This window comes from Psychrobacillus psychrodurans (genome assembly GCF_050209195.1).
Taxonomy (GTDB): Bacteria; Bacillota; Bacilli; order Bacillales_A; family Planococcaceae; genus Psychrobacillus; species Psychrobacillus psychrodurans.
Map to the genome: position 1 here is coordinate 156,290 of NZ_CP189791.1, position 26,400 is coordinate 182,689.

23 protein-coding genes are annotated in these 26,400 nt (G+C 35.9%); 18 read left to right on the forward strand and 5 right to left on the reverse strand.

Features of this window, described 5'->3' with window-relative positions; all coding sequences use genetic code 11:
• Window positions 1-73: 73 nt before the first annotated feature.
• Window positions 74-2,284 (forward strand): YcdB/YcdC domain-containing protein, encoded by a 2,211-nt coding sequence (locus ACQCPR_RS00810; protein WP_427137928.1) that lies wholly within the window; start codon window positions 74-76, stop codon window positions 2,282-2,284.
• A gap of 575 nt (window positions 2,285-2,859) precedes the next feature.
• On the opposite strand, the gene ACQCPR_RS00815 is transcribed toward ACQCPR_RS00810, so the two are convergent.
• The gene (locus tag ACQCPR_RS00815; RefSeq protein ID WP_241600375.1) at window positions 2,860-3,741 is read right to left on the reverse strand and encodes a TetR/AcrR family transcriptional regulator; all 882 of its coding nucleotides are present in this window, start codon (window positions 3,739-3,741) and stop codon (window positions 2,860-2,862) included.
• Between the two features lie 163 nt (window positions 3,742-3,904).
• Here ACQCPR_RS00815 and ACQCPR_RS00820 point away from each other — a divergent pair, with 163 nt between their 5' ends.
• Window positions 3,905-5,389, forward strand: coding sequence for a DHA2 family efflux MFS transporter permease subunit (locus tag ACQCPR_RS00820; RefSeq protein ID WP_241600376.1), 1,485 nt, complete (start codon window positions 3,905-3,907; stop codon window positions 5,387-5,389).
• A gap of 96 nt (window positions 5,390-5,485) precedes the next feature.
• Here the strand turns inward: ACQCPR_RS00820 and ACQCPR_RS00825 are convergent, their stop codons facing one another.
• Window positions 5,486-6,034 carry a DUF488 family protein gene (locus ACQCPR_RS00825; RefSeq protein WP_241600378.1) on the reverse strand — a complete coding sequence of 183 codons (549 nt, stop codon included), beginning with the start codon at window positions 6,032-6,034 and terminating at the stop codon, window positions 5,486-5,488.
• Window positions 6,035-6,182: 148 nt separating this feature from the next.
• Here ACQCPR_RS00825 and ACQCPR_RS00830 point away from each other — a divergent pair, with 148 nt between their 5' ends.
• From ACQCPR_RS00830 to nhaC, 3 genes are all read left to right on the forward strand, one after another.
• The gene (locus tag ACQCPR_RS00830) at window positions 6,183-6,377 is read left to right on the forward strand and encodes a YwbE family protein (protein ID WP_090570660.1); all 195 of its coding nucleotides are present in this window, start codon (window positions 6,183-6,185) and stop codon (window positions 6,375-6,377) included.
• Between the two features lie 30 nt (window positions 6,378-6,407).
• Window positions 6,408-7,505, forward strand: a complete 1,098-nt coding sequence (locus ACQCPR_RS00835) for an amidohydrolase (RefSeq protein WP_241600380.1) — start codon at window positions 6,408-6,410, stop codon at window positions 7,503-7,505.
• A gap of 129 nt (window positions 7,506-7,634) precedes the next feature.
• Window positions 7,635-9,038: a Na+/H+ antiporter NhaC gene (nhaC, locus tag ACQCPR_RS00840; RefSeq protein ID WP_090570726.1), complete on the forward strand. Its 1,404-nt coding sequence runs from the start codon at window positions 7,635-7,637 to the stop codon at window positions 9,036-9,038.
• 108 nt (window positions 9,039-9,146) lie between these two features.
• Here nhaC and ACQCPR_RS00845 read toward each other — a convergent pair whose 3' ends face one another.
• On the reverse strand, window positions 9,147-10,388 hold the full coding sequence (locus tag ACQCPR_RS00845; RefSeq protein WP_090570666.1) for a hypothetical protein: 1,242 nt from the start codon (window positions 10,386-10,388) through the stop codon (window positions 9,147-9,149).
• Between the two features lie 89 nt (window positions 10,389-10,477).
• Here ACQCPR_RS00845 and ACQCPR_RS00850 point away from each other — a divergent pair, with 89 nt between their 5' ends.
• The 9 genes from ACQCPR_RS00850 (at window position 10,478) to ACQCPR_RS00890 (ending at window position 20,833) form a co-directional block, all read left to right on the forward strand.
• Window positions 10,478-11,590, forward strand: a complete 1,113-nt coding sequence (locus ACQCPR_RS00850) for a mandelate racemase/muconate lactonizing enzyme family protein (RefSeq protein ID WP_241600382.1) — start codon at window positions 10,478-10,480, stop codon at window positions 11,588-11,590.
• Window positions 11,591-11,604: 14 nt separating this feature from the next.
• Entirely contained in the window at window positions 11,605-12,294 is a 690-nt protein-coding gene (locus ACQCPR_RS00855; protein ID WP_340878719.1) for a GNAT family N-acetyltransferase, read from the forward strand.
• 276 nt (window positions 12,295-12,570) lie between these two features.
• Entirely contained in the window at window positions 12,571-13,800 is a 1,230-nt protein-coding gene (locus tag ACQCPR_RS00860; protein ID WP_427137929.1) for an MFS transporter, read from the forward strand.
• Window positions 13,801-13,915: 115 nt separating this feature from the next.
• The gene (locus tag ACQCPR_RS00865) at window positions 13,916-15,574 is read left to right on the forward strand and encodes a hypothetical protein (RefSeq protein ID WP_427137930.1); all 1,659 of its coding nucleotides are present in this window, start codon (window positions 13,916-13,918) and stop codon (window positions 15,572-15,574) included.
• Between the two features lie 633 nt (window positions 15,575-16,207).
• On the forward strand, window positions 16,208-17,047 hold the full coding sequence (locus tag ACQCPR_RS00870) for a MerR family transcriptional regulator (RefSeq protein ID WP_427137931.1): 840 nt from the start codon (window positions 16,208-16,210) through the stop codon (window positions 17,045-17,047).
• A gap of 172 nt (window positions 17,048-17,219) precedes the next feature.
• Complete coding sequence (locus ACQCPR_RS00875; RefSeq protein ID WP_090570685.1) at window positions 17,220-18,404, forward strand: MFS transporter; 1,185 nt, start codon at window positions 17,220-17,222, stop codon at window positions 18,402-18,404.
• Window positions 18,405-18,683: 279 nt separating this feature from the next.
• Entirely contained in the window at window positions 18,684-19,505 is an 822-nt protein-coding gene (locus ACQCPR_RS00880) for a squalene/phytoene synthase family protein (protein WP_090570687.1), read from the forward strand.
• Between the two features lie 151 nt (window positions 19,506-19,656).
• Window positions 19,657-20,163, forward strand: a complete 507-nt coding sequence (locus tag ACQCPR_RS00885; RefSeq protein WP_427137932.1) for a ferritin — start codon at window positions 19,657-19,659, stop codon at window positions 20,161-20,163.
• Between the two features lie 244 nt (window positions 20,164-20,407).
• On the forward strand, window positions 20,408-20,833 hold the full coding sequence (locus ACQCPR_RS00890; protein ID WP_340878722.1) for a GatB/YqeY domain-containing protein: 426 nt from the start codon (window positions 20,408-20,410) through the stop codon (window positions 20,831-20,833).
• A gap of 53 nt (window positions 20,834-20,886) precedes the next feature.
• Here ACQCPR_RS00890 and ACQCPR_RS00895 read toward each other — a convergent pair whose 3' ends face one another.
• Window positions 20,887-22,077, reverse strand: coding sequence for a class I SAM-dependent rRNA methyltransferase (locus tag ACQCPR_RS00895; RefSeq protein ID WP_340878723.1), 1,191 nt, complete (start codon window positions 22,075-22,077; stop codon window positions 20,887-20,889).
• 114 nt (window positions 22,078-22,191) lie between these two features.
• Between ACQCPR_RS00895 and ACQCPR_RS00900 the strand changes: the two genes are divergently transcribed.
• Together ACQCPR_RS00900 and recQ are read left to right on the forward strand one after the other, a co-directional pair.
• A complete protein-coding gene (locus ACQCPR_RS00900; RefSeq protein WP_090570698.1) occupies window positions 22,192-22,437 on the forward strand; it encodes a hypothetical protein in 246 nt (81 codons plus the stop codon).
• A 28-nt stretch (window positions 22,438-22,465) separates the two neighbouring features.
• Window positions 22,466-24,232, forward strand: coding sequence for a DNA helicase RecQ (gene recQ / locus ACQCPR_RS00905; protein WP_340878724.1), 1,767 nt, complete (start codon window positions 22,466-22,468; stop codon window positions 24,230-24,232).
• Here the strand turns inward: recQ and ACQCPR_RS00910 are convergent.
• A complete protein-coding gene (locus tag ACQCPR_RS00910) occupies window positions 24,217-24,438 on the reverse strand; it encodes a DUF2187 family protein (protein ID WP_090570704.1) in 222 nt (73 codons plus the stop codon). The two genes, recQ and ACQCPR_RS00910, sit on opposite strands and share 16 nt — an antisense overlap.
• A gap of 202 nt (window positions 24,439-24,640) precedes the next feature.
• On the opposite strand from ACQCPR_RS00910, the gene ACQCPR_RS00915 reads away from it, so the two are divergent.
• Both ACQCPR_RS00915 and ACQCPR_RS00920 read left to right on the forward strand, forming a co-directional pair.
• Window positions 24,641-24,940, forward strand: a complete 300-nt coding sequence (locus ACQCPR_RS00915) for a cupin domain-containing protein (RefSeq protein WP_340878725.1) — start codon at window positions 24,641-24,643, stop codon at window positions 24,938-24,940.
• Window positions 24,941-24,953: 13 nt separating this feature from the next.
• Window positions 24,954-26,393: a DEAD/DEAH box helicase gene (locus ACQCPR_RS00920; RefSeq protein WP_427138887.1), complete on the forward strand. Its 1,440-nt coding sequence runs from the start codon at window positions 24,954-24,956 to the stop codon at window positions 26,391-26,393.
• Window positions 26,394-26,400: the final 7 nt, after the last annotated feature.

Sequence of the window (26,400 nt, forward strand, 5' to 3'; positions counted from 1 at the left end):
AAAAAATATCATTTCCAAATTTCCAGAATTTGCTTTACAATATAATTATTACCGTAAAAGGGGGCAATTTGATTTGAAGAAGATAGGAATTATATTAACAGCATCAGTTTTATCAATTAGTATGTTTTCATCGGCTACTAGTGCAGTAAGTACAGTAGAAGAGCAACTTGTAGCGCAGGTGGCTTCTACAGGAGAGATTGTTACTAAGGAGGACTTGCTTAAAAAGTTTCGTTCTACTTTTCCTGGGATTTTCGACTTTGTGAATGCTAGTGATTTTCATATGAGTTCTAATACGTATCCTGAGGATGAGACAACAAGGTATCATTTATTTTTTAATAAGCTGCAAAATGGGAAGGATATTCATGGAAGCATAGGATTTTATGGAGAAGATTTCGAGATAGAATCCTTTAACTACGACCCTGTTAGCACTCCAGACGCGTTGTTTCCAGCTAAGTTCTCTAAAGAGGAAGCAAAAAAAGTTGCAACCGATTTTGTTAAGAAATTCCTCAAAGATGGCAATTATAAACTAGGTGAGGATTATAATGATTACTATAATTATTCAAAGCAAATTTTAACTAGGCCCATAAGTTATTCCTTTTCTTTTAATCGTATGAAGGATGATGTTGAAATCGCTGACCAAAGTGTAAGCGTAACCGTTCTCGGAAACGGGGAAATTGTAGGCTTCTCTGGTTCACATATAACTAAATCTCCTACTTTTGAAGATGTAAAAAAAGTAAATGACCGAAAAGAAGCATTAGAAAAAGTTAAAGGAAATCTAACTGCGAAACTTCAATATCAAGTTAACACTAACTATGAAACTGGTGAAAATGATGTGAAGCTGGTTTATGTGCCTGATGTTCTAAGCATAAATGCTATTACAGGTGAGTGGTTTAACGGTAAAGAATTTGTAGTAGAACAACCAAATAAAAAGAAATATGTAAAGGTTACAGAAACTGCATTGCCAGCCAAACATAATGGGATAACAAAGGAAGAGGCAAAGAAATCTGCAGAAAAGTTATTACAAGTAAAATCAAACAAAGTTAAGTTAAGCATTCAATCCGTTGAAGAAGTAAAAAACAGTAATGGCCAAGATATATTTAGTGTTCACTATATGTATAATTACGGTAATAGTGGAAGTGGGTCTACATTAGAATTTGATAAGAAAACAGGTGAGCTGCTCCAGTATCATAATACCCAAAATGGTTTATTGGTCGAAATGGATGAGACTAAAGAGGAGGTCACAATTTCTAAAGAAGAGGCGATTGCTCAAGCAGTTAAGTATTTAAAGGAATTGGTACCTTCATACCTTCATGAATACGCTATGCCTTTAGAGGAAGGTTATTACGATGAAACAATGGGCAATTACTATATAACCTTCCCTCGAATAGTTAATGGAGTTATGGTTATGGGAGATCAAATTAGTGTAAATATTCATAAAGATGGTTCTTTAGACAATTTAAATGTAGTTAGACCACAGATTGAGGAGTGGCCGTCTTTAGAGGGGGTAATCTCTTCAAAAGAAGCTGAGGATATTTTGAATAAAGCGTTAAATATAAAAATGAGCTATTGGAAAGAAAATCAAAAGAAAGAAAATAAACATTATAATTTAATATACTCTCCAACATTTAATGAAACTGCCTTTAATGTGTTAGAAGCCGATTCGGGCAATTGGATTAACCAGTACAATATGGAAGTGACCCCTGAGGTTTCTCATCCAACTGCAGCTGAAGAGCTGAACTATTTGATTAAGGCAAAGGTATTAACTGTTAATGATCCAAAAACCTTTAACGGGGATGCAACAGTGTCTAGAGGGGAAGCAATTAAGATTATGATGAATTCCTTAACGTATATTTATGAGACAAGCATTCATAGAGATTCAGAGAGTATAAAGCAATCCTATACAAACGTTGACCCTAAACATGCCTCCTATCAAGCAATTGAGCGTGCAGTGGAAGCGGGGATTTTGAAAACTGACCAGAAGATCTTTGATTTAAATAGTCCTATTACGAAAGAAGAACTAGCAGTATGGTATATTCGGGCACTAGGTCTTGAGCAAGCAGCAAAACAAAACAATATTTTTAAAAATGAATTTACAGACAGCAAAAAAGTGAAAGTGGAAAACACAGGATACGTGGTTTTGGCGCACTCACTTGGATTAGTAAAGGCAGAAAAAAACCAGTTTAATCCAACAAAAGAAGTAACCTATGCGGATTTAGCAGTGTCCTCTATCCGCCTAGCATATGAAATCGCCAATAAGGGAAGAGATTTCAGATATGATTACTAAATCTCAACCAAGTAAATAATCGACAATATAACAAGAGGGTTATGACAACAGTCACGACCCTCTATTTTAATGGGAAAAGTAAACTAAATTGGAAACAGCTACTTTCTTTAATCAACTAAATTGGGACATGGTTAAAAGAAGGAAAAGTGTAAAAAAGTTCTTTTTATGATAATGAGCTTTAGTTAGTTGAATAGGTGTCCGCATTCTGCACGGGGGGGAATGAACCATCACCGCCACCCTTCACTAGAATCAATATAATAGTTTTTCCGCAAAATCATCCGGTATACTTACCATTTAATTAAGGGATGGTTAATTGCTTTGTTTCGAGTTTTAATTTTTTATATCGGTCATCATTGATACAAATTTGAAGTTTCTAACTATTGATAAACATCCTTAACAATACTTAGAGCGTACATAGATAAGCTGTCCAGGAGTTTGTGGTCTCTTCATAAAAAAGAAATAGCTCTAGTAATGGCCCAATGTGCTAAATTTACCGGAAATAAATCACCTGTATTTACTTCTAATTTTTTCAGAACATGGGCATAAATAATGAAAACATATTTAAGAACATTACTTTATAATTTCTGTTGCTTCATTAAATACCAAAGCCCACTAGTAAGTTCTTTTACTATTTGTATCATTTCGCTATCGCTAAATTCATTGGTCATTGTTCGTAATAATGATTCTAGTACAATATTTCGTATTGGCTGATGCTCAAGCTCCTGTGTAACGGCTTCCATAATCTCCTGCTGATTTTTGGTGAAATCGTTACTTTTTTTAAACTGTTCTAATTGTTCAACGACTTCCTTACGAGTCAATTCAATAGCTACAAATGAACTTATGAATTTATGTAAGTCATCTGTATTTAAAACGCTCGTCTGTTCATGCATGAGCATCTCCACAATTTTTTCTATATAACGTAATGCGTTTTTTATAACAATTTCAAACTTAAAATCCTGCTGATTCATTAATCGACCTGTGAATGTTAAGTGCTGTAAAATCCCGTAATAAATGACTGCTGCTTCAAATGAATGACTTCGTAGTTCTTCCCCAAATACTTCGATAAAACGCTGGCCTAACCACTGTAGCTCAAGTACTCTTGATTTTAGTACTAATTTCTTTAACTCTTTGTCGCCTGAATGTAAGATTTCTTCATAAATCATATCTAATCCTCTAGACTGGTTAATTAGTAATAAAACTGTAATTTGTTCTACTAATACATCCAGATCCTTTGCATCCTTACCTAACATTTGCCCGCTCCGCATTAATGTAGCATCGTAGCGTGCCTGTTCTAAAATTGCTTCTACACAATCATTTTTAGATGAAAAATAATTATAAAAGGTTCCCTTAGAGATACTTGCCCTTTCTAAAATATCTTGTATCGATGTATTAGCGATTCCTTGCTCTACAAATAAAGAGATTGCATGGTCGACCACTGCTTTTTTACGTTTATTCATAATGACTCCTTCTTTAACTTGTTACGGTCATTATACAACATATTTTTGTTCAAAACCCTCTATTTGTACTGGAGAGACTTTTTTATAGACAAAATTGGACCGCTGGTATAAAATCTTTCAAGTGAATAAAAAAAGGAATATATAAAATAAGGAGAAATTACAAATGAATACTTCAACGATAGAGAAGAAACCACCGTATTTAATGCTGGCAATTTTATTTTTTGGTGCCTTTGTTTCTTTCTTAAATAACTCATTATTAAACGTAGCATTACCATCAATCCGTGATGATTTTGGTAAAGACTATTCAACGGTACAATGGTTAGCCACAGGTTACATGCTAGTAAGTGGTGTGTTAATACCTGTTTCAGCATTTTTAATTACACGCTTTAAAAACCGAACATTATTTATTGTATCAATGATTTTATTTACAATTGGTACAGCAATGGCTGCTCTAGCACCAAACTTTGGATTCCTCTTAGCGGGGCGTATGGTACAAGCAGCCGGTTCGGCAGTTATGGGACCATTGTTAATGAATGTTATGTTAGTTAGCTTCCCACGTGAAAAACGTGGTGCAGCTATGGGTGTTTTCGGTTTAGTTATGATTACAGCTCCAGCAATTGGGCCTACATTGTCAGGATATATCGTACAATACTACGATTGGCGCGTACTGTTTGAGATGATTTTACCCTTTGCGATTCTTTCCATAATTCTAGCGTTTTGGAAACTTGAAAATGTGATGGATACACGTAAAGTATCTCTTGATTACTTCTCAATTGTGTTATCTGTAATTGGTTTTGGTGGTATTTTATATGGATGTTCAATGGCTAGTTCAAATGGTTGGGGAGACACAGTTGTTTTGACAACAATTATTGTTGGTGCTGTTGCATTGTTTTTATTCATTACACGCCAATTCAAATTAGAGGAACCATTATTGGACTTGCGAGTTTATAAATATCCAATGTTCGCACTTGGTTCTGTTATTTCAATGGTAAATGCCGCGGCATTATTCTCTGGGATGATTTTAACGCCTGCCTATGTACAAGACGTGCGAGGTATTGACCCTTTAGAATCTGGATTAATGATGTTACCTGGTGCTATTATTATGGGAGTTATGTCGCCAATCACAGGGAAATTATTCGATAAATTTGGACCCCGAATTTTAGCGGTTATTGGTTTAGGTATTACCGCTATTTCAACATTCATGCTTGCAGGTTTAGATCTTGAATCATCCTATGCTTACATTATTGGTATTTACACAATACGCATGTTTGGTATGTCGATGGTTATGATGCCGATTATGACAAATGGTTTAAACCAATTACCTACACGTTTAAACCCACATGGTACAGCTGTTAACAATACAGCGCAACAAGTGATCGGTTCAATCGGTACAGCTATTTTTGTTACGATTATGACTAGTGCTGCGGCTACTCGTGGTAAGGAGTTAGCTGCATCAATGGACCCTGCATCCATGACAGAAGAAGTAATGAAACAAATACAGGCACAAAGCTTATTACATGGTGTTCAACTATCATTCATCGTTGCCGCTGTTGTAACATGTGTTGCATTAGTATTATCATTCTTCTTAAAACGTGTGGACGTAAGCGCAACGGCACTTGCTGACATTGAAAAAGAAGTGAAAAGTTAATCATGGGGCTATCTCATAAGTGGTATTAAATCACTTCTAGGATAGCCCTATTTTTGTTGCTTTTTATTCATATCTCTTGTCTATTAATTTGGTAGATTAACAAAAAGGGTATGTTACAATTCCATCTTCATTAACTTGTGCAGGAGCTCCCCACATCCCAACTTCGTGATTTACAATTTCAATTTCATTTTCATTTACGTCAATAATATGTTTCACGACATGCCCGTTTGCTACGAGAAAGTTGCTGATAAGCAAACGATGACAACGGGAAGGATGACGCTCCGAACAACAATAGGCAGTTCTTTTATTTGCTGCTTTTTCCAAAAGTTCATTTATACCTATTTGAAACTCTTCCGTCAAAGTATAATCCGCATAATTATGAAATGATTGGTTGTTCCACCCTGCGTTCACTTCTTCACTAATTTTTTTAGACTTTCTACGTCTACCTCCTAGTTTGGAGAGGTGTTCATATGAAATGTCTTCTCTTATAAGCCATTTTGGAAAATCATCCTTTGAAAATTGCGGCCATTTTCTACTACCTGGAAATGCCCTTACATCCGCCAAAAGCTCGATGTTATTCTTTTTTAGCATGCTTCCGAAAAATTTTTGTGTGTGGCTAGAATGTCCAATTGTGTATATTTCCAATCTTATCGCCTCTTTCTCCACGAATATCCTTCCTATTATTATTCCTGTTCCTTTGTTGGACCAAACATATTCTACAGTTATAATTTATGAAGCAAAATACTGAAACCAAACCATGAAAGTGGTACGATACAAAAAGAGGTGAAGCTAAATGAATGGTCAAAATAGAAAAGATGTAAAACCTGGATTAGAAGTATATATAATATTAAAAAAAGATCAACGATCAGGGGAGAAAACAAAAGGAATTGTGAAGGACTTATTAACGAATTCGTCATTTCATCCACATGGCATAAAAGTACGATTAACAGATGGACAAATAGGACGAGTTTGTGAAATCATAGGATAAATTACCGCGTAAAAAGGGAGTGTAAGTGAAGTGCAAGTAGAAAATCAAATTTTACAGTGGTTTAACCACTTTCATCAGTATCCTGAAGTTAGCTGGAAGGAATATGAAACTACAAATAAGCTTGCGGAAATATTGGATGGTTTAAGTATTTCCTATCGAAGATTTGATGATGTAACTGGATTACTAGCAGAAATCGGAGAAGGATCAGAAGTAATAGCTGTACGTGCAGATATTGATGCTCTTTGGCAAGAAGTAGATGGAGAGTTCCGTGCCAATCATTCCTGTGGACATGATGCCAATATCTCTATGGTGCTAGGAGCGTTATTGCTATTAAAGGATGAAAAATTAAACAAACGAATTCGCTTTATCTTTCAGCCAGCAGAAGAAAAAGGTAACGGAGCGAATTCCATGATAGACCGTGGGGCACTCGATGACGTGACACATCTTTTTGGCGTGCATTTACGACCGATTGAGGAACTTCCTTTCGGCAAAGTAGCACCAGCTATACATCATGGAGCGGCTTTATTTGTAGAGGGCAAAATAAAAGGTATCGATGCTCATGGAGCTAGACCACATCAAGGAAACAATGCGATTGACGTAGTAATGGCCATTCAACAAGCACTGAAAAATATGTATTTTTCTCCATCCGAATCATACTCTGCAAAGCTAACAAAAATTCAAGCAGGTGGAGAGAATGCTAATATTATTCCTGGTATTGCAACATTTTCAATTGATGTAAGAGCAGCAAAGAATAGCATATTATCACAGTTGAAAGATCGCATTGACAAAGATTTAAATATCATTCAACAATTATTTGATATAGAAATCGAGTGGGAATTTCAAGATATTACACCAGGTGCTGAAGTATCGAAGGAAGCGGCGGCAATTTCTAAAGCAGCAATAATTGAAACCGTAGGTATGGAAAACCTTGCAGATGAAGTAATTACTTCGGGAAGCGATGATTTTCATTTTTATACAATTAGACATCCTGAAGTGAAGGCAGCAATGATTGGTATCGGAGCTGACTTGTCACCGGGATTGCATCATCCAAATATGACTTTTAACAGAGATGCATTAATTTTGGGGGCTAAAGTTATATCGAAAACGCTTACAAATGTTTCGAAATAGTATTGACTAGCATCTGATTTCCATTTAATATTACTTTATTAACGACTATTAAACGTCAATTTAGAATTGTCTCTATAGTTGTAAGGAGGAAATATTTTGCAGGAAAAGAAAGCGGTTACTAAAAAAGAGATGTCTTTAATATGGGCGATTATGCCGCTACTACTCATGGTTGTTACTATGGTTATTACAATTATATATTTAGAACAGGGGCCGCATATTCCATTGATTGTTGGAACAACAGTTGCAGCGATTGTTGCATGGAAACATGGATTTAAATGGTCTGAAATTGAAGAAATGATGTATAAAGGTATAAAACTAGCATTACCAGCAGTAGTCATAATTATTTTAGTAGGACTAATCATTGGTGCATGGATAGGTGGCGGAGTTGTCGCAACGATGATCTATTATGGCCTAAAAATTATTACTCCTGCTTTCTTCTTAGTGGCTATTTGTATTATTTGTGCAATTGTTGCACTTGCAATCGGTAGTTCTTGGTCAACTATGGGGACAATCGGTGTTGCGGGAATGGGTATTGGACTTAGCATGGGAATTCCAGCTGGAATGATCGCTGGAGCCGTAATTTCAGGAGCATACTTTGGAGATAAGATGTCCCCATTATCCGATACAACAAACCTTGCAGCCGGACTAACAGGAACAGATCTTTTTGTACATATTAAACATATGTTATTTACGACGATACCAGGAATTCTAATAGCTCTTGGTGTATATGGTTTCCTAGGAAACAGATATAAATCAAGTAATATTGACCAAGAGGGTATCAACCAAACAATATCAATGTTAGATCAAAGCTTTGTCATTTCTCCATGGTTATTGTTAATACCTCTAGCAGTAATTGTCTTAGTAGCACTTAAAGTTCCAGCTATACCAGCATTGATTGTTGGAATTTTATTTGGCTTCTTATCTCAAATACTCATCCAAGGTGGAAGCGTTGCAGAGGCAGTTGGAGCTTTGCAAAGTGGATATGTTATCGATACTGGAAATGCAATGGTTGATGAATTATTTAATCGTGGTGGATTAGATTCGATGATGTATACGGTCTCCATGACGATTGTTGCCATGACATTTGGTGGTATATTGGAATACTCTGGAATGCTGCAATCCATTATGGATCAAATTTTAAAGTTTGCTAAAACAGCAGGATCACTTATTGCTTCAACAATTGTTGCGTGTATTGCAACAAATGCCTCTTGCTCAGAGCAATACATTTCTATCGTTGTGCCAGCTCGAATGTTCTCAAAAACATATACAAAAATGGGACTACATTCTAAAAATCTCTCTCGTGCTTTAGAAGATGGAGGTACACTTACTTCGGTCTTTATTCCTTGGAATACGTGTGGAGTATTTATATTAGCGACATTAGGTGTAGGAGTAGCAGAGTATGCATTATTTGCCGTATTAAACTTTATAGTACCAATTATATCAATTATCTATGCAATGACAGGCTTCACGATTCAAAAAATCTCTGAGGCTGAAAAACTAGCGATATTAAATAAAGAAACTGTAGAAGCATAAAAAGGAAATGTGCAAGCCTGGAAAACAAAAGGGAGTTCATATGGAACTCCCTTTTGTTATAAGTCCTATTAAAAAAAGTGATGTTGTTACTATATTGAGATGAATCTTCTAATTATAAGTTGGAAAGTTCAGCTCATAAATAGCGCGTGGACGACCTTGCTGATAGGTCATTTCTTCCCCTATGATTTGTGCATATCCATGATCTGCTAGTTTTTTTAGTATTCGTTCAGTTGTACGTCTACTAACTTGTAAATAGACTTCTAAGTCATATGCAGTAAACTCTGTGGACTTTCTAGAACGACTAAACTGTATGACCTTAGATAAGTTCGCTGGACTTAATGTAGTCTCTTTCGCAATTTGCACAAACTGTGGTTCAACATTTTTTAAACGCACTTGCTTATTACTATATGGATATGGCCCAAGCAATTCCTTAGAATCGGTTAATAGGTAGGCTGTATTATCAGTTGCATAAGATAAGGCATCCCTTGCATTTTGAGTAGCTTCCAAAACTGTTTTTCCATAGCCAAATGCAATTTTAACTGTGGGAGAGGAGTTCATCCAAGAAGTAATCGAGTTATTGTTTAAAGCTTCCTGCACATCACCTTGAGTTGAAAATAAGGTATATAAATTGTCGGCTTCTTTTACGGTATTTGCTTGAATAGAGGCTGCAATTTGCTTAACTTTTTCTTCTGATATGGAAAGCTCTTTATTTGTTTGGATATAACCAACTGCAATTTTAGCAGACTGACTTTTAAATAGAAGGGCAAGGGATTTTGTATCCTCTATTGCTTTAATAATGGAGCTTTTCGGATCAATCATTCGAATGACAGATAGACCATTGTCTCGCAATCTTTGATACACTGCATGAATACTAGTAATCGCTAGCAAAGTGGTGCCGTTCTTTTGTAAACCTGTATGGAATGCAACTATTTCTTCCAGATCGAAAGAGGTATCAATTTTCATTAAAAATGGTGTTTGATCGGTTAACCCGATATCCTCCAAAACATTTTTTACACCCTCTGGATGGACTAGATCAATGGATAGCTTATTTACGGCGGTAGGGTTAGTAAAACTAAGTGAAAGTAGAGTAGTCATGATAGCGTTTTCATCTTGTTTCAGATAAAAAGTTGGAATAGGTAGTTTTGCGATTGAGTCTTTTGCATAGGTAAATGGAAATGAACCGGAAAAAAATACTGCATCACAAGGTTTTATCGTTGGTACTATATCCTTTGCATCAGAAGGTATATTGTATGTATAATAATCCAATCGAGTGGATGGAAGTTCATGTTCAATACTTCTTAAGCGTTCGATGAAAGTGGCCGATCCTAGAACTGCAATGCGTGTTAACATTTGGTCACCTCTTTTTTTATTTTTTAACGACTATTTAACGACAACTATAACGAACTTAATCTAATATGTAAAGAAAGTAGGAAATTCAAATGAAAATTAAAGAAATTGATATTTATGCAATCCGTTTACCATTAGTAGATCCTTTTATCATAAGTTATCACACTTATGATGATATGCCATCTATTATTGTAAAAATAACAACGGATGAGGGTTTAGTAGGTTATGGGGAAGCTGTTGCAGATGAGCATGTGACAGGTGAGACTTGGGAAAGTACATATGCATTATTGAAAGAAACGCTAGCTCCAGCTATTATTGGAGAAAATCCTATGGAGTTTGAGCGTTTACATGAGAAAATGAATAAAGCGGTTTACCAGGCACCTGCAGCAAAAGCAGCGATAGATATTGCTTGTTATGATTTGGCAGGGAAAAAACTTGGTGTTCCTGTGTACCAATTATTAGGTGGACGCTATCACGAAAAGTTCCCTGTCACTCATGTATTAAGTATAGGAAAGCCAGCTGACATGGCAGAAGAAGCAGAAAGAAGGATGAAAGAAGGGTATTCCTCCTTTAAAATGAAGGTCGGGACAGACGTGCAAGTTGATGTAAAACGTATTCAAGCAGTGCGCGCAAAAGTCGGAGAAGAAATCGCTATTCGTGTAGATGTAAATCAAGGATGGAAAAATAGCGCTACTACTATTGTGGCTATGCGGCAGTTGGAAAAAGAGGGATTAGACTGGCTAGAGCAACCGGTAATCGCGGATGACTTTAATGGTATGGTAGAAGTAAAAGCTAAGACAAGTACCCCTCTTATGATGGACGAAGGCTTGCGAAACTTACGTGATATGCGCGAGTTGATCGAGAAACAAGCAGCACATAAAGTAAATATTAAACTGATGAAGTGTGGTGGGATATATCCAGCGATGAAGCTAGCTCATATGGCAGAGATGGCAGGCATCGAGTGTCAAATCGGTTCCATGGTGGAGTCCTCTATTGGGTCTTCAGCAGGATTTCAAGTAGCATTTTCTAAAAAAGTGTTTACGAGTGTAGAGTTAACAGGTCCTCTAAAATTCTCTAAAGACGTTGGAAATTTACATTATGACGTTCCATTTATACAATTAAATGAACGTCCTGGACTAGGGATTGATATTGATGAAGAAACTCTACAAGAGTTAACTGAGTTCTCTACAAAAGTAACAAAATAAGAGGAAGTGTTTACGTGAAAGAATGGAAAGGTAAACTTGGTGTGAAAGAATATATTGTTCGTCAATTGACGCAAGAACATCTGGATAGCATTTTACGCTTGCAGCATGTGGTCCTTGGAGCAATGGAAAATGATAATTTCTTATCTCCATTAACAATAGGAGAATATGAGGATTCGATAGCTTGTAACTTAATGATTGGAGCATTTATAGACAATGAACTAATCGCCTTCCGTGCATTGGCATTACCACCAATTGATGATCAACATTTAGGATATGATATTGGTCTTTCAAAAGATCAACTCGAGAAGGTCGTTTATCAAGAAATAACAAATGTTCATCCTAATTACCGTGGATTTGGATTGCAAAAGAAACTCGGGGTTATTGTCATGGAACTACTAGACGCTTCACCGTATACACATGTATGTGCAACAGTTGCACCATTTAACATTGCAAGCTTAAAGGACAAACTAAGCCAAGGAATGGTAATAGGTGCATTAAAGAAAAAATACGGAGACATGCTACGATATGTATTTTATAAAAAAATTCATGTAGATCGTAATAACGAAGAAACGTTTATAGAAGTTCCTATGGATGCGATTGAAAAACAACAGCAACTAATTGCAGATGGTTGGATTGGGACAGCAATTTTACAAAAAGATAATAACTGGTATGTAACCTATGAAGGAAAAGGAACATACATCTAAATGAAAACACTTGGTGATTAAATTCACTGAGTGTTTTTTAGTGTTTAGGAATTATAAATCTATTACAGGTGGATAACTACTTACAAGTGATTATCCGTCCAGACTCCTGCGCAAAGCTCGTCGCAGAAGAACGTTGTCAGGGCTTACTTAGACGCTTGCGCTTTTGTTCTTTTCTTCCGTCAAATGTATGAGAAAGACTTAAGACCAATGACTGAACTAAATTGCTGAATTTTCAATTATAGTGAAATAATAAGATAAAGTTAAGGAGTGTTACAAATGAAAAATCTATACAAAGACTCCCGATTCCGCCTCATTATTTTCGCTAATATTGCTTCCTCTATTGGTTCGGGGATAACGATGATTGCGATTCCATGGATGCTTGTATCAAGTGATAATGGCAATAAGGTATTTGGATATATAACAATTGGTATGACCATTTTGAGTTTTATCCTTACCCCATTCGTAGGGAATTTGGTTGATAGAGTATCTCGAAAAAAATTATTAATAACAAGTGAAATCATATGCTTTACACTATTGTTTATGTTTTCCCTCATAGGATTTCTTGGCCTATCATATGAAATTTGGCATTATATGATTATCTATATGATTGGTAGTTTATACTACACCATTTTTTATCCGACTATGTTTGCATTAAATCAAGAATTATTTACGAAGAATCAATATAAATCACTAAATGGAACGATGGAAGTACAGGGACAGCTTTCTAGTATGATTGCGGGCGCATTAGCTAGTATCTTATTATTAAAATGGGATTTACACTACATTTTATTATTAGATACGTTATCTTACGGCGCTGCCATCTATTTTTACATGAAGTTACCGTATGTGAGATTAACCATTGAAAAGACAGGGAAAGTAGTTAAATCACAAGCAAGTGAAGGGCTTAGGTACATGTTAGCACGTCCTTCCGTATTTCTTTTTTTATTGTTTTCTTTCATGCCTTTTATCGGGGTTATGTTAACGAATTACTTATTCCCTGTCTATCTAGTGGATGTACTTGAAGCAGATGCGAGTGTGTATGGGCTTGAAGGGATGATTTTTGCAATAGGAGCAATAATTGCAGGGATCTTCGTACCAACATTATCAAGTAAATTAGGAAATGAGAAAACGATTATCTTGGGAGTATTCGTTTATACGATTGCTATATCATTAATCGTGTTCGTAGATTTACCTGTATATCTATCACTTATGTTATTTTTGGCAATAGGTAACAGCAGTACTAGAGTTGCTAGAAACTCTTTCTTAATGGACTCTATTCCTAATAATATAATAGGGAGGGTCGATAGTTTGTTTCGTACATTAGGTCTTTTAATCAGGATCCTTTTACTTGCTCTCTTTACTGAAATGGTATCTTCAGAGCTCATCATTTATTGTTTCATTGTATTAAGTGCAATTTTATTACTTTCTTTGTTCTTCGTAGTTGTATCATGGAAAAAAGGTTTTAAAGTAAAAGAAAAAGATTGTAAGGTCATAGCAAATGCTTAGTTAGTTATTTTTGCTTGAAGTATAAAATGCTATCGTTTTCATGTTGTATTTATGAAACCATTTTCCTTCTCATCCGTAGTATAACTAGACAGAAAAAAAGAGAGGGTTTGAGAAAATGACCAGCGTATTTATTATTTCGGCAGTTGCAGCGATACTTACCGCATTGTTAGTAGTCCCGTTGACAGCTAAAAGAAAAGACATGGTAACTTCCATCATTGGTCTAGCGGTTTTAACTTTTATCGTACTTGCGATTATATATTATGTAACGAACTTAGATCGTAATTGGACAGCGTTATGGCCATTACTAGTTATTGCAACATTAGCAGGGATGGTGCTTGCAAAAGGTAAAGAACAAAAAGCAAAAGGTATTCTGTTTTTAGGAAGTTTGGTATTGACTATCTTCATGTTAACAGCGTCTTTTTGGAATGCAGACGAAAAATACAAAGTGGCGGAAATGCAACAAGAGGTAGAAATTGAAGCATTTGACGAAACGAAGACACCAGCTAGTGTACCGCCAAAGTTTGCACGCAATAAAATGAAAAAAGCTTTTGGGCAAGTTCCAAATACGAGTTATTATGAATTAGGAAGCTTACAAATTCAAAAAGTAAAAGATGAGTATGTATACATTGCTCCAGTAGAATTTTCAGGACTTTTCAAGTGGTGGAATGGAGACGTTACACCGGGGTATTTTACAATGAGTGCAACCGACTCCTCGGATAATCCAAAATTTGTAGAGGCTGAAATGAGTTATACACCATCCTCTTATTTCCATAAAAACTTAGAAAGACATATGCGTATGAAGCATCCAACTAAAATTTTCTATGGAGATCCACAGTTAGAAATTGACGAGGATGGAAAACCATATTACATCAGATCTTACGGTAGCTTCATCTCTGCACGTAATGGATTTGAAGTAAAAGGAATCGTGGCAGTCGATCCAGCTACAGGTCAGACAGATTCCTATGAAATAGCAGACGTACCAACGTTTATAGATGGGGCAGTATCTCCTGAAACAGTTAGCTTGCAAAATAGCTATTTTGGTAAGTACGTTCATGGATTCATCAACAGTCTATTTGGTAAAAAAGATGTGAGATTACCGTCAGATGAAGGAACCGAAGCGAATGTAAGTCCAATATTTGGTGAAGATGGACAAATGTATTACTTTACTGACTTTACGAGTCCGAAAGAGGGAGTAGATTCGATGCTAGGTTACTCTTTAACAGACGGTCGAACTGGTGAAGCTACTTTCTACACAGGAAACCTAGAGGATTCTTATATGGACTCTCAAGGAGCACTGCAAATTATTGAAAAGAAATTTATCGAGAAAAAATGGTCTGGCGAAATGCCGGTGTTGTACAATTTTTACGGGGAAGCAAGCTGGTTAACGCCAGTATTAGACTCTAATGGATTCCTGCAAAATTACTTTATAGTATCAGCTGCAAATCCAGAGATCTCTGTCTATGGCAATACGCCAAACGAAGCGTTAAAACTATATAAAACAGCGATTCAACGTGGAGGAAGCTCCGTAGACGGTAGCTCCAATGCTGAAGAGAAATCGATAGCCGGTACAGTTGTACGTGTCTTTAAGGAACGTGTAGGTGACTTTACACAAGTGTCGTTCCTATTGGATAACAAACAAAGCTATATCGTATCTTCAGAAGTTGCTCCTCTTGCAGTTTATATGCAAGAAGGAGATAAAGTACAAGTGACTTTCTTAAATACAGGAGAACTTTTCTTGCCTGTAAAAGAGGTAATAATTCAAGGAATTGAATAGAGTACAATTTAAAAAATCTATCCCGTAATTTAGGGGTAGATTTTTTGAGGGAAAAAATAAATTTCCGGTGAACAATAGGTATTGCTTAGATGAAATTGGTCGGGTTTTAAAGAGTGATTCAATTATTTGTAATCCAATTTGAATTAAGAATGCTACTATTTTGTATAGTATCGTTAAGAGGCTGGGACAGAAGTAGAAATTTTATTGAATAAGGAGAAAGCTTTACCAAATAATGGATATTTAATAAAATTGATTGGAATGGAGGGGCGACTCCTACGGGAATAGCGTGACGCCTGAGAGTACAGGCTCAGGCCACGCCCGTGGAAAGCTCCCTGGAATGGAAATCAATTTTGTGTACAGGAAAAAAAACAGCATTTTTCTCACTGAGAAAAATGCTGTTTTGGGGTTCTGTCCCAGCCACTTTTTTTCTCTCGGTTATTTTATCTATATACATCCTGAACCCTTCATTTGATCAATCTACTAAAGTTATGTATCCTTCTATCTATTTAGTAATCAATTTACTTACTCAAATATTATTGGAATACGCCGTTGATACTAGAGGTTGTAGTGGGAGAGCTATATAATGAAAATATAAAAGACACAAAATTTCTTGAGAAGAAACGGGGAGATTACTTGAAAATTCATTATTTGACGATAGGTGAAGTTGCAAAGCTAAGTAATATATCCGTTCAAACTTTACGATACTATGACCGGATAAATTTGTTCAAACCTATTGAGATACATCCAAGTAATCAATATAGATACTACCGAAATACACAATTATACTATTTGGATATTATAAAATCATTAAAGTATCTTGGGTTATCATTAGAGGAAGTTCAATCTGCCTTAACATTAAAGCCAGAAGAGCTAGTTGTATATCTTGAGAACCAAGAGAAAAGAATTGAAGAACAATTTCAACGGCTTAAGAAGACGAAGCAGGTACTGCAAAGGAAAAAAGAGCAAATACAAGCTTTTGCATTGGATCCGAATATGATGACCGTATCAATTAAGAAAGAACCAGCTCAAAAAATAGTGAAGATAAAAACCGATAATATGAAAGTGGATGATATCCCAAATAGAGAATTTGGGCGTATAAGTAAGGTGTTAGAGGATGAAGGTAGTATATTTGATACGTTATATGGTGGAGCATTTCCTTTGCAGAGGTATGAATTCTTATATGATATCAACTATGATTATCTATTTGCATATATTGTGACAGACAAGGATTTTAAAGAAAAATACGAAGATGTAGAAATTAGCACGTTACCAGCTGGAGAGTATCTTAGCATTTCTTTTGTTTTAGAGAACGATGAATATGAAGTATGCTATCAGAAGTTAATCGACTATATAGAAAAACACCAAATAGTCGTAAACCCGATTGTATATGATATATGGATGCCCATAAATTATACAGCTTCCAAAGAGGATGAATTCTTAGTGGAACTTAAAATACCAATTCAAACTACTTGACCCTATATTTACTATAGGGTTTATTTTTATTATTAGAGGCAAATTCATAATTATTTATTTTAAAATAAAATTCGAATATTTATATGAAATCATATTTAATTATCCGTTTACTTAAAGTGGACATTATGTAATTGACTTAATAAGCTGAATCAGAATTATAAGGAGTTTGAAGATGGTTGCACAAAGAAGTGGTTTAAATAAGGTGATTTATTTTGTATTAGTAAATTTATTTATTGTATTTTTAGGAATGGGACTAATTATTCCTGTAATGCCTACATTAATGCGAGAAATGAGCTTAGAAGGTTCTACAATGGGTTATTTAGTAGCGGCATTCGCATTCGCACAATTGTTAATTTCTCCAATTGCAGGTAAATGGGTAGATTCAATTGGTCGAAAAAAAATTATTGTAATTGGTATGTTCATATTTGGAGTGTCGGAAATGCTCTTCGGTCTTGGCCAAGATGTGAAGGTATTATATATTTCTAGAATATTGGGAGGTATTAGTGCGGCATTCATTATGCCAGCTGTGACGGCTTTTGTTGCAGATGTTACCTCTTTAAGAGATCGACCAAAAGCGATGGGCTATGTTGCAGCAGCAATAAGTGCTGGGTTTATAATCGGACCAGGAATTGGGGGCTTTTTAGCCGAATATGGAACTAGACTTCCTTTCTTTGTTGCTGCGGTTCTAGGATTAATAGGAGGAGTATTTTCGCTTGTTATTTTGAAGGAGCCTGAAAGAGCGCGGGAAGAAAAAGAAGGAGTAGCTAAACCACGTTTTCGGAAAGTATTGGAACCAATTTATTTGATTCCAATGATTATCATTTTAGTATCTAGCTTTGGATTAGCTGCTTTTGAAACAGTTTATTCACTATTTGTAGATCATAAATATGGATTTACGCCAAAGGATATTGCGTTAATCATTACTGTAAGTGGTATTCTGGGAATAATATTCCAAGTCCTTACCTTTGATCGCCTTGTAGGAAAAATTGGGGAAATTAGGTTGATACAAATTTGTATAGGTGTATCAACGATCTTCATTTTTGCGATGATTAAGGTCTCAGCTTACTGGTCTATATTACTCGTGACCTTTGTGATTTTCTTGTTGTTCGACTTAATGAGACCTGCGCTGACCACGTATTTATCTAAAATAGCTGGAAATGAGCAGGGCTTTGTTGGAGGACTAAACTCTACGTTTACGAGTATAGGAAATATCATCGGGCCAAGTATTGCAGGGATTTTATTTGATGTTCATATTGATTATCCATATGTATTGGCAATGTTTATACTCGCAATTAGTTTTGTAATTTCGTTATTTTGGAAGGAGCAAAAAACAGTATTTAAGGAAACAGCAAAATAACAACATAGCTGTACCTTTTATAGTTGTCTTACGCATAAACGGTAGTCATTTTATCTTTTTGTTAAAATCCTATACAATAGAGTGTATAAGATTTAACTTGAATCAGCAGAATTCAAGTTAAGCCTCCGGCGGATGTCATAGATTTTGAAGGGTGTTAGCCCATGTGGGTCGCTTCCATGCGACAACGGCTACCTAACCTGCACCAAGCAGGCCAAAGCTCAATTCAATTTCTGGACGCAATTACGCCGAGGCGTAATTGATTGAAACGGGGGACTAATCGTGCATGATGTAGCAACGTTACAAAAAGAAGCGATGGACATGCTAAAGAAAACAAGTAGAACTTTTTATATCCCAATCACCTTTTTAGAACCCAAACTAAAAAAAGCGGTTGCCTCTGCTTATTTATGCATGCGAGCAATAGACGAGATTGAAGATCATGAATCATTAGATCCAAAAGATAAACAAGAAATACTGCTATCCACAAGTAAGCTCTTGTTAGCAGATTTTGATAAGCAGGCGTATGCGAAACTGGTAGAGGACTATCAAGACATACTACCTCCTGTGTCCCTTAGATTAGGAGATTGGCTGGAAATTTGTCCTACTGACTTATTAGAAACTGTAAAAACCTATACTAGTGAAATGGCAGAAGGAATGGCTAAGTGGGTAGGTAAAAATTGGCAAGTGAAGACAAAAGAAGATCTCGATGAGTATACCTATTACGTAGCTGGTCTTGTTGGAGTGATGCTTTCGGATTTGTGGAAATGGAATGCAGATATTGAAACGGACCGTGAATTGGCAATTGCATACGGCCGTGGACTTCAAGCAGTAAATATATTGCGAAATAAAGACGAAGATAGTCAGCGAGGTGTACAATTCTTCCCAGAAGGATGGACAAGGTCGGATATGTTCGAGTACGCAGCAGGCAATTTAGCGCAAGCCGATGAATACATCAAAAGTATTAATCGGAAGAGTATATTGTTATTCTGTAAATTACCTCTTGCACTTGCTCACAAAACATTGAAAGCACTAAAGAACGGGAAGGAAAAAATGACCCGATCAGAAGTAGAGCAAACTGTCGAGGAAGTACAAGCAGAAGTTTAAAAGTATACTTAAAACTCCAAGTGAAAGAAGAAACTCCTCTTAATGCTTTGTTTAATTGATAATCATTATCACTTATTGTTTGTTTTTAAAATGGATAAAGTTGTATACTTAAAGTGCAATTCAATCTTGCTAATATGAGAGGAGTTTTACAATGTTGTCTAACAATTTACATGAAGCATTAAACGATCAAATGAACTTTGAATTTTATTCTGCACATACGTACCTTGCTGCTGCCGCTTATTGTACCGCTGAAGCATACGATGGATTTGCTAATTTCTTTTTAGTTCAGGCAGAAGAAGAACGTTTCCATGCTATGAAGTTTTATAACTTTTTAAGTGATTTAGGCTACCGAGCTACAATTGATGGATTTGCCGAGCCGCGCAATGAATTTACTTCGACTTTAGATGTTTTTGAAACTTCCTTAAAACATGAAAAAGAAGTGACACGTCGTATTTATCATCTCTCTGATATTGCATTAGATGAACGTGAACATGCAACGATGGCATTCTTAAAATGGTTCATTGATGAGCAAGTAGAGGAAGAGGCATCATTTGATACGCTGATTAACAAAATTAAACGTATTGAAAGTGATTCCAATGCTATGTTTATGCTAGATTCTGAGTTAGCATCCAGAACTTTCACGCCGGATGAAGCATAATACATAATTTTGATCCAATCTGCCCGTTAATGCGAGATAAGTTAATATAACTTTTCTAAAAAGCTCTTGTGTTCTGAAGTTTTCTTCGTCCACTTGAGCTTTTCTTCAATTATTGTAGTCGTCTGCTTATTTTTGGTGGACTAGGGTATCCGAGAAGCAAGACCGAGAAAAGATTCTAGACTAAACGTTTTATTATCTATACCATTAATAAATAAGTAAATATAAAAGAGAGGAAGTATAAATTATGTTGAAAACGATAGTTTTTGACCAAATAAAAAGCGCCATGAAAGAGAAAGACGTGCTAGCTAAAGGAGTATTAACCATACTAAAATCTGCACTTGATAATGCGGAAAAAGAAAAAGGGTCTGCCCTTACACCAGAAGAAGAAATTGCCATCGTAAATAGGGAAGTAAAACAAACAAATCAAGCTTTAGAAGGTGCAAAAGAAGCCAATCGTGAGGATTTAATAGAAAAAGAAAATGCAAAACTAAAACTACTTGCTAGCTTCTTACCAACACAATTAAATGAAGATGAAATTGTGTCAGTCTTAACAGAAGCTGGAGTTACAAAAGGCATGAACATGGGAGAGGCAATGAAAATTGCTAAACCATTACTTGTTGGTAAAGCAGATGGATCAATGATGTCTAAAGTAGTGAAAAGTATGATATAAACAAAGAAGGGCGCAAGTGCGTCCTCCTTTGTTTTTTAAATATTATTACTCATTTATTTTGCACGTATAAATAAAACCTTCAAATAATTACCTTCTTTAAAGAGAGGAGAAGTTTTAAAATCGTTTGGAAGTGAAAACTCTTCCTCGATTGTGTAATTTCGATTGCTTTCCTTGAAAGCTTTTTCCACAAACGTTTTGAACTTTTTCATCCCAAAGGTTGCATTATTAGTAGATGCTACAATTACACCGTTTTTTTCTGTAATATTAATGGCATCCAAAAGTAATTTTGTGTAGTCTTTGGCAGAACTAAAAGTATATTTTTTAGAACGGGCAAAGCTAGGTGGGTCGAGAATGACCATATCGAAGGATAGTTCCTTACGTTTCGCATATTTAAAGTAATCAAATACATCCATCACGATTATGTCTTGCTCTTCGATATCGATTCCATTAACTTCAAATTGCTCGGCTGTTTTACTTAAGCTTCGTTTGGCTAAATCCACACTGGTTGTTTTCGTAGCACCACCAGCTGCAGCAAATACAGAAAAAGCACCAGTATATGAAAATGTATTCAATACTGTTTTTCCTTTTGAATAGTTATCTCGAATTGTTTTACGAACATCACGTTGGTCTAAAAACACCCCGACCATCGCCCCGTCATTTAAGTAAATTGCAAATTTTTGCCCATTTTCTTTAACGATGAGTGGGAATTCTCCGCGTTCGCCTTTAACAAAATCATCGTCTTCTACGTATTGTCCTTTTGTATCAAATCGTTTCTTTTCATAAACCCCTCTATAAGAAACTGAAGTTTCTAATGCCTCTAAAATTATATCTTTAAAGGAAAAAATTCCTTCACTATACCAGCTGATTAAATAGAATCCATCAAAATAGTCAATGATTAAACCACCGATACCGTCTCCTTCACCGTTAAATACGCGAAAGGCTGTTGTATCGGTACTAGTGTAGAAATCGTTACGATGTTGAATTGCCGTCTCAATTTTCTTTTGGAAAAATGATTTATCAATTTTTTCGTTTTCATTTTTCGTTAACAGCCAACCGATGCCTTTATTTTGTTTGCCGACATACCCTTTTCCGATAAATTTACCAGACGGGTTTTGCAGCTTTAAAATACTTCCTTCCTCAAGAGAATCTTTTTCGTGGAAGCCATCTTTCATTAAAATTGGAACGCCTTTTTGTAAATCTTGAGCAAGTGTTTCAGTTACTTTGATATCTAATTCATTTCGCATCATGTATTCATCCTTATATGTTTTTTTTATATAGTATCTCATACGTATGGGTAAAAACCCTTGATAGTCTTATGGTACAATATACTATACATGTGCAGAGGAAGGAAGTTTGCTATGAAAAAGTCAAAAATAATCCTGCCGATTATGGTAGTTGTGGCAGTATTGGCAACCATTATTCTAAACCAAGAGGAATATTCAGAAGTAACATTTATAAATAAATTACTTATTACAGCAGGAGCGGCTATCGTATCTTCTGTGATCGGTTATTTTCTACTAGGAGCGGATGTGGATAAAGTCGACCCTAAACCAACTAATAACACAGTAAATAAGACACTGAAGAAAAACAGTAGAAGAAAGTAGAGGGTTTCTAATTAAAGGAGTGACCTAAGTGTTAGATAAAGCACGTCAATTATTACAAACTTATTTTGGATATGATTCTTTTCGAGAGGGTCAAGAAACTGTTATAAACTATGTATTAGATGAGAACTCTAGTTTATGTGTTATGCCGACTGGGGGAGGGAAGTCTCTTTGTTACCAAATCCCGGCGTTGATGTTAGAAGGCACTACGATTGTTATCTCTCCATTGATTTCCCTTATGAAAGACCAGGTAGATACTCTAATTCAAGCTGGTATTCCTGCAACCTTCATAAACAGTACGCTAACTGCAGAAGAAGTAAGAGAAACGATGGAAGAAGTACAAAATGGTCAATATCGTTTACTTTATATAGCCCCAGAGCGTTTAGAATCGCCTACTTTTTTAAATCAATTAAAAAAAGTTAAGGTCCCATTAATAGCAGTGGACGAGGCACATTGTATTTCACAATGGGGCCATGATTTCCGGCCAAGTTATCGTGCTATTCATCGATTAAAGGAAGTATTTAAAGAGCAACCAACGGTACTTGCCCTAACTGCAACCGCAACTCCAGCTGTGCGTGATGATATATGTCGATTACTACAAATCCAAGAGGATAATACAGTTATTACTGGGTTTGCAAGATCAAACCTGGCATTTTCAGTCGTATTAGGACAGGATAAAAATAAGTTTTTAAAAGAATTTATTAAAAAAAATACGAACGAAGTTGGAATTATTTACGCAGCAACAAGAAAAGCTGTAGACCTTTTATATGATTTGCTAAATAAGGCGGGTATCCAGACTGCTAAATATCATGCAGGTCTTCCAGAAGCATTTCGAAACAAAGAACAAGAACGTTTTCTAACAGATGAAGCACAAGTAATGGTTGCAACCAATGCATTTGGTATGGGGATCGATAAATCCAATGTCCGTTATGTGATTCACTATCAATTGCCGAAAAATATGGAAAGCTACTATCAGGAAGCTGGAAGAGCAGGTCGAGATGGACTACCAAGTGAATGTATCGTTTTGTATGCATCACAAGACGTTCAAACGCAGCGATTTTTAATAGACCAAGCATTGGATCGTGAACGGATTCCTCAGGAATTAGAAAAACTACAGGGCATGGTAGATTATTGCCATACCGAAAATTGCCTGCAGCAGTTTGTTGTTACTTATTTTGGAGAGCAAAATGCTACAAAATGTGGTCGTTGTGGAAACTGTACAGATTCAAGAGAAGTCCAAAACGTAACAAAGGAAGTACAAATGGTTCTTTCATGTGTTGTTCGAATGGGACAAAGATTTGGCAAGACAATTACTGCGCAAGTATTGACTGGTTCTCAAAACAAAAAAGTGGTCGATTTTGGTTTTACGAAATTATCAACATATGGCATATTAAAGGGTAAATCATTAAAAGAAGTGTCAGGGTTAATGGAGTTTATGATTGCGGAAGGATTACTTTCGGTGGATCATGGAAGCTTACCAACCATTTATGTATCAGATGCAGGAAAAGAAGTACTACTGGGGAATAGATTAGTGGAGCGCAAAGGCGTAGCTGTAACAAAGCAAATTGCTAATAATGATCCATTGTTTGAAAAACTAAGGATACTTCGGAAAAAAATTGCGGACGAAGCAGGTGTACCACCATTTGTTATTTTTTCAGATAAGACTCTACAGCATATGTGTGCAGAGCGTCCGCAAACCGAAGAACAATTGTTAGAAATTCACGGAATAGGCGAAAATAAACGAGAAAAATATGGACAAGCTTTTCTCGAGGAAATTCACAATTATATTACCGTGTAGTTTTTATGAGACACTACTGTAAGATTCGAAGGAACATTAATCTTTTTAGCATCTTCGGTAGAAATTTCAACAATTACCGATTGCTCTAAAATTTTAAAAATAGTACCTTGTACTTCGTGATCATTACGAGTGAAAGAGATCTTCTCATCAATTTTCCTAGCTGCCACAAAGGGTGAAACTTCCTTAGGTTGTCGTTGGAAACTCATGTGTCTGCCTCTTTTCTAGTTTTATTACGCGATTAGCGATAGTTTAATTATACCATAGATTAGGTTGAAATTCTGAAAAATAGATTTTAAATACTCGAATACAAGGGCATCTTGTCGAATATTTTCGATATAATGGAGAAACTACGTATATGATAAGGTATAAAGAGAATTTTTGACCTAGTATGAAGGGGAGTAATATAAGATGAATTTAGTCGAAACACCTTATGTATTGGACGATACAGAGAAGCAAATAACAAGCGTTCTTAAAACAGAAGATTTTGACTTGATGAATATTCAATTACGAGCTGGGGAAAAAGTGAAAGAACATCATGCCAACGCAAATGTTTTGATTGTTGTAAGAAAAGGGAAAGTACAGTTTACAGTGGATGGTGCGGAGCATACTGTTACGACCGGGAACATTTTGCATATGAAACCATTAGAAAAACATGCCTTAAAAGCATTTGAAGATTCGGATATAGTTGTGACTAAAATTAGTTTGTAAGAGGAGATTATGCATAGTGCATTTTAAAGAGTTTAAGTTAGAAGAGAAGATTTTGCGTGCCATAGAACAATTAGGTTATACAGAGCCGACAGAAGTGCAACAAAAAGTAATACCTGTTGTTTTAGAAAAACAGGATGTTTTAGTAAAATCTAAAACAGGCAGTGGGAAAACAGCTTCTTTTGCTACACCATTATGTGAGCTTGTAGATTGGGAAGAAAACAAACCACAGGCGCTAGTATTAACGCCTACACGAGAATTGGCAGTTCAAGTTCAAGAGGATATTACAAATATCGGACGCTACAAACGTATAAAAGGACTTGCCTTATACGGGAAATCACCTTTCGCTAGACAAAAGTTAGCTCTAAAGCAAAAGACGCATATCATTGTAGGAACGCCCGGTAGAGTATTAGACCATATAGAAAAAGGGACACTAGATGTATCTAAAATAGAGTATCTTGTTATTGATGAAGCAGATGAGATGCTAAATATGGGCTTTTTAGAACAAGTGGAGTCTATTATTAAATTACTTCCGAAAACGCGTACGACCATGTTATTTTCGGCAACTCTTTCCGAACAAATAAAAAAATTAAGCAGTAAGTATATGAAACAAGCAGTATCCATTGAAATTGATGCATCTGAAGAAAATGCTCCAAATATAGAGCATGTGAAGTATGTTGTAGTAGAGGAGCTAAAGCTTTCGTTACTTGAAAAGCTAACAATTGTCGAGAACCCGGACAGTTGTATTATCTTCTGTCGTACCAAGGAGCGCGTAGAGCAGCTTGTGGATGTATTAGATGAAAAAGGTTATACTGCGGACAAAATACATGGTGGCATGATGCAGGAAGATCGCTTCGAGGTGATGGATGATTTCCGTAAAGGAGAGTTTCGTTACTTAATTGCGACTGATGTTGCAGCTCGTGGGATTGATATTGATGATATTACACATGTTATTCATTATGATGTACCATTGGAGCAAGAAAGCTATGTACATCGTACAGGTAGAACAGGGCGAGCTGGGCGAAGTGGTAAATCGATTATGCTGGCAACTCCATTTGAGGATAAGTTTGTAAGAGAAATTGAGACATTTATTGGTTTTGAAATTACTGCAGAATCAGAGCCTACTAAAGAAGATGTTGTAAAAAGCCGTGCTTCATTCGATGAGAAAATGCAGGAGCAACCCGAGGTTAAAAAATCTAAGGGTGAGCAACTAAATATGAATATAACAAAACTGTATTTCAATGGTGGAAAGAAAAAGAAAATCCGGGCGGTAGATTTTGTTGGAACTATTGCTAAAATCGAAGGAGTCTCCGCAGATGATATAGGAATTATCACTATTCAAGACACCGTATCTTATGTTGAGATATTAAATGGCAAAGGTCCACTTGTATTGAAAAAGATGAGAAATACAACAGTCAAAGGTAAACTGCTGAAAGTTCATATCGCCAATAAATAAAAAAGAG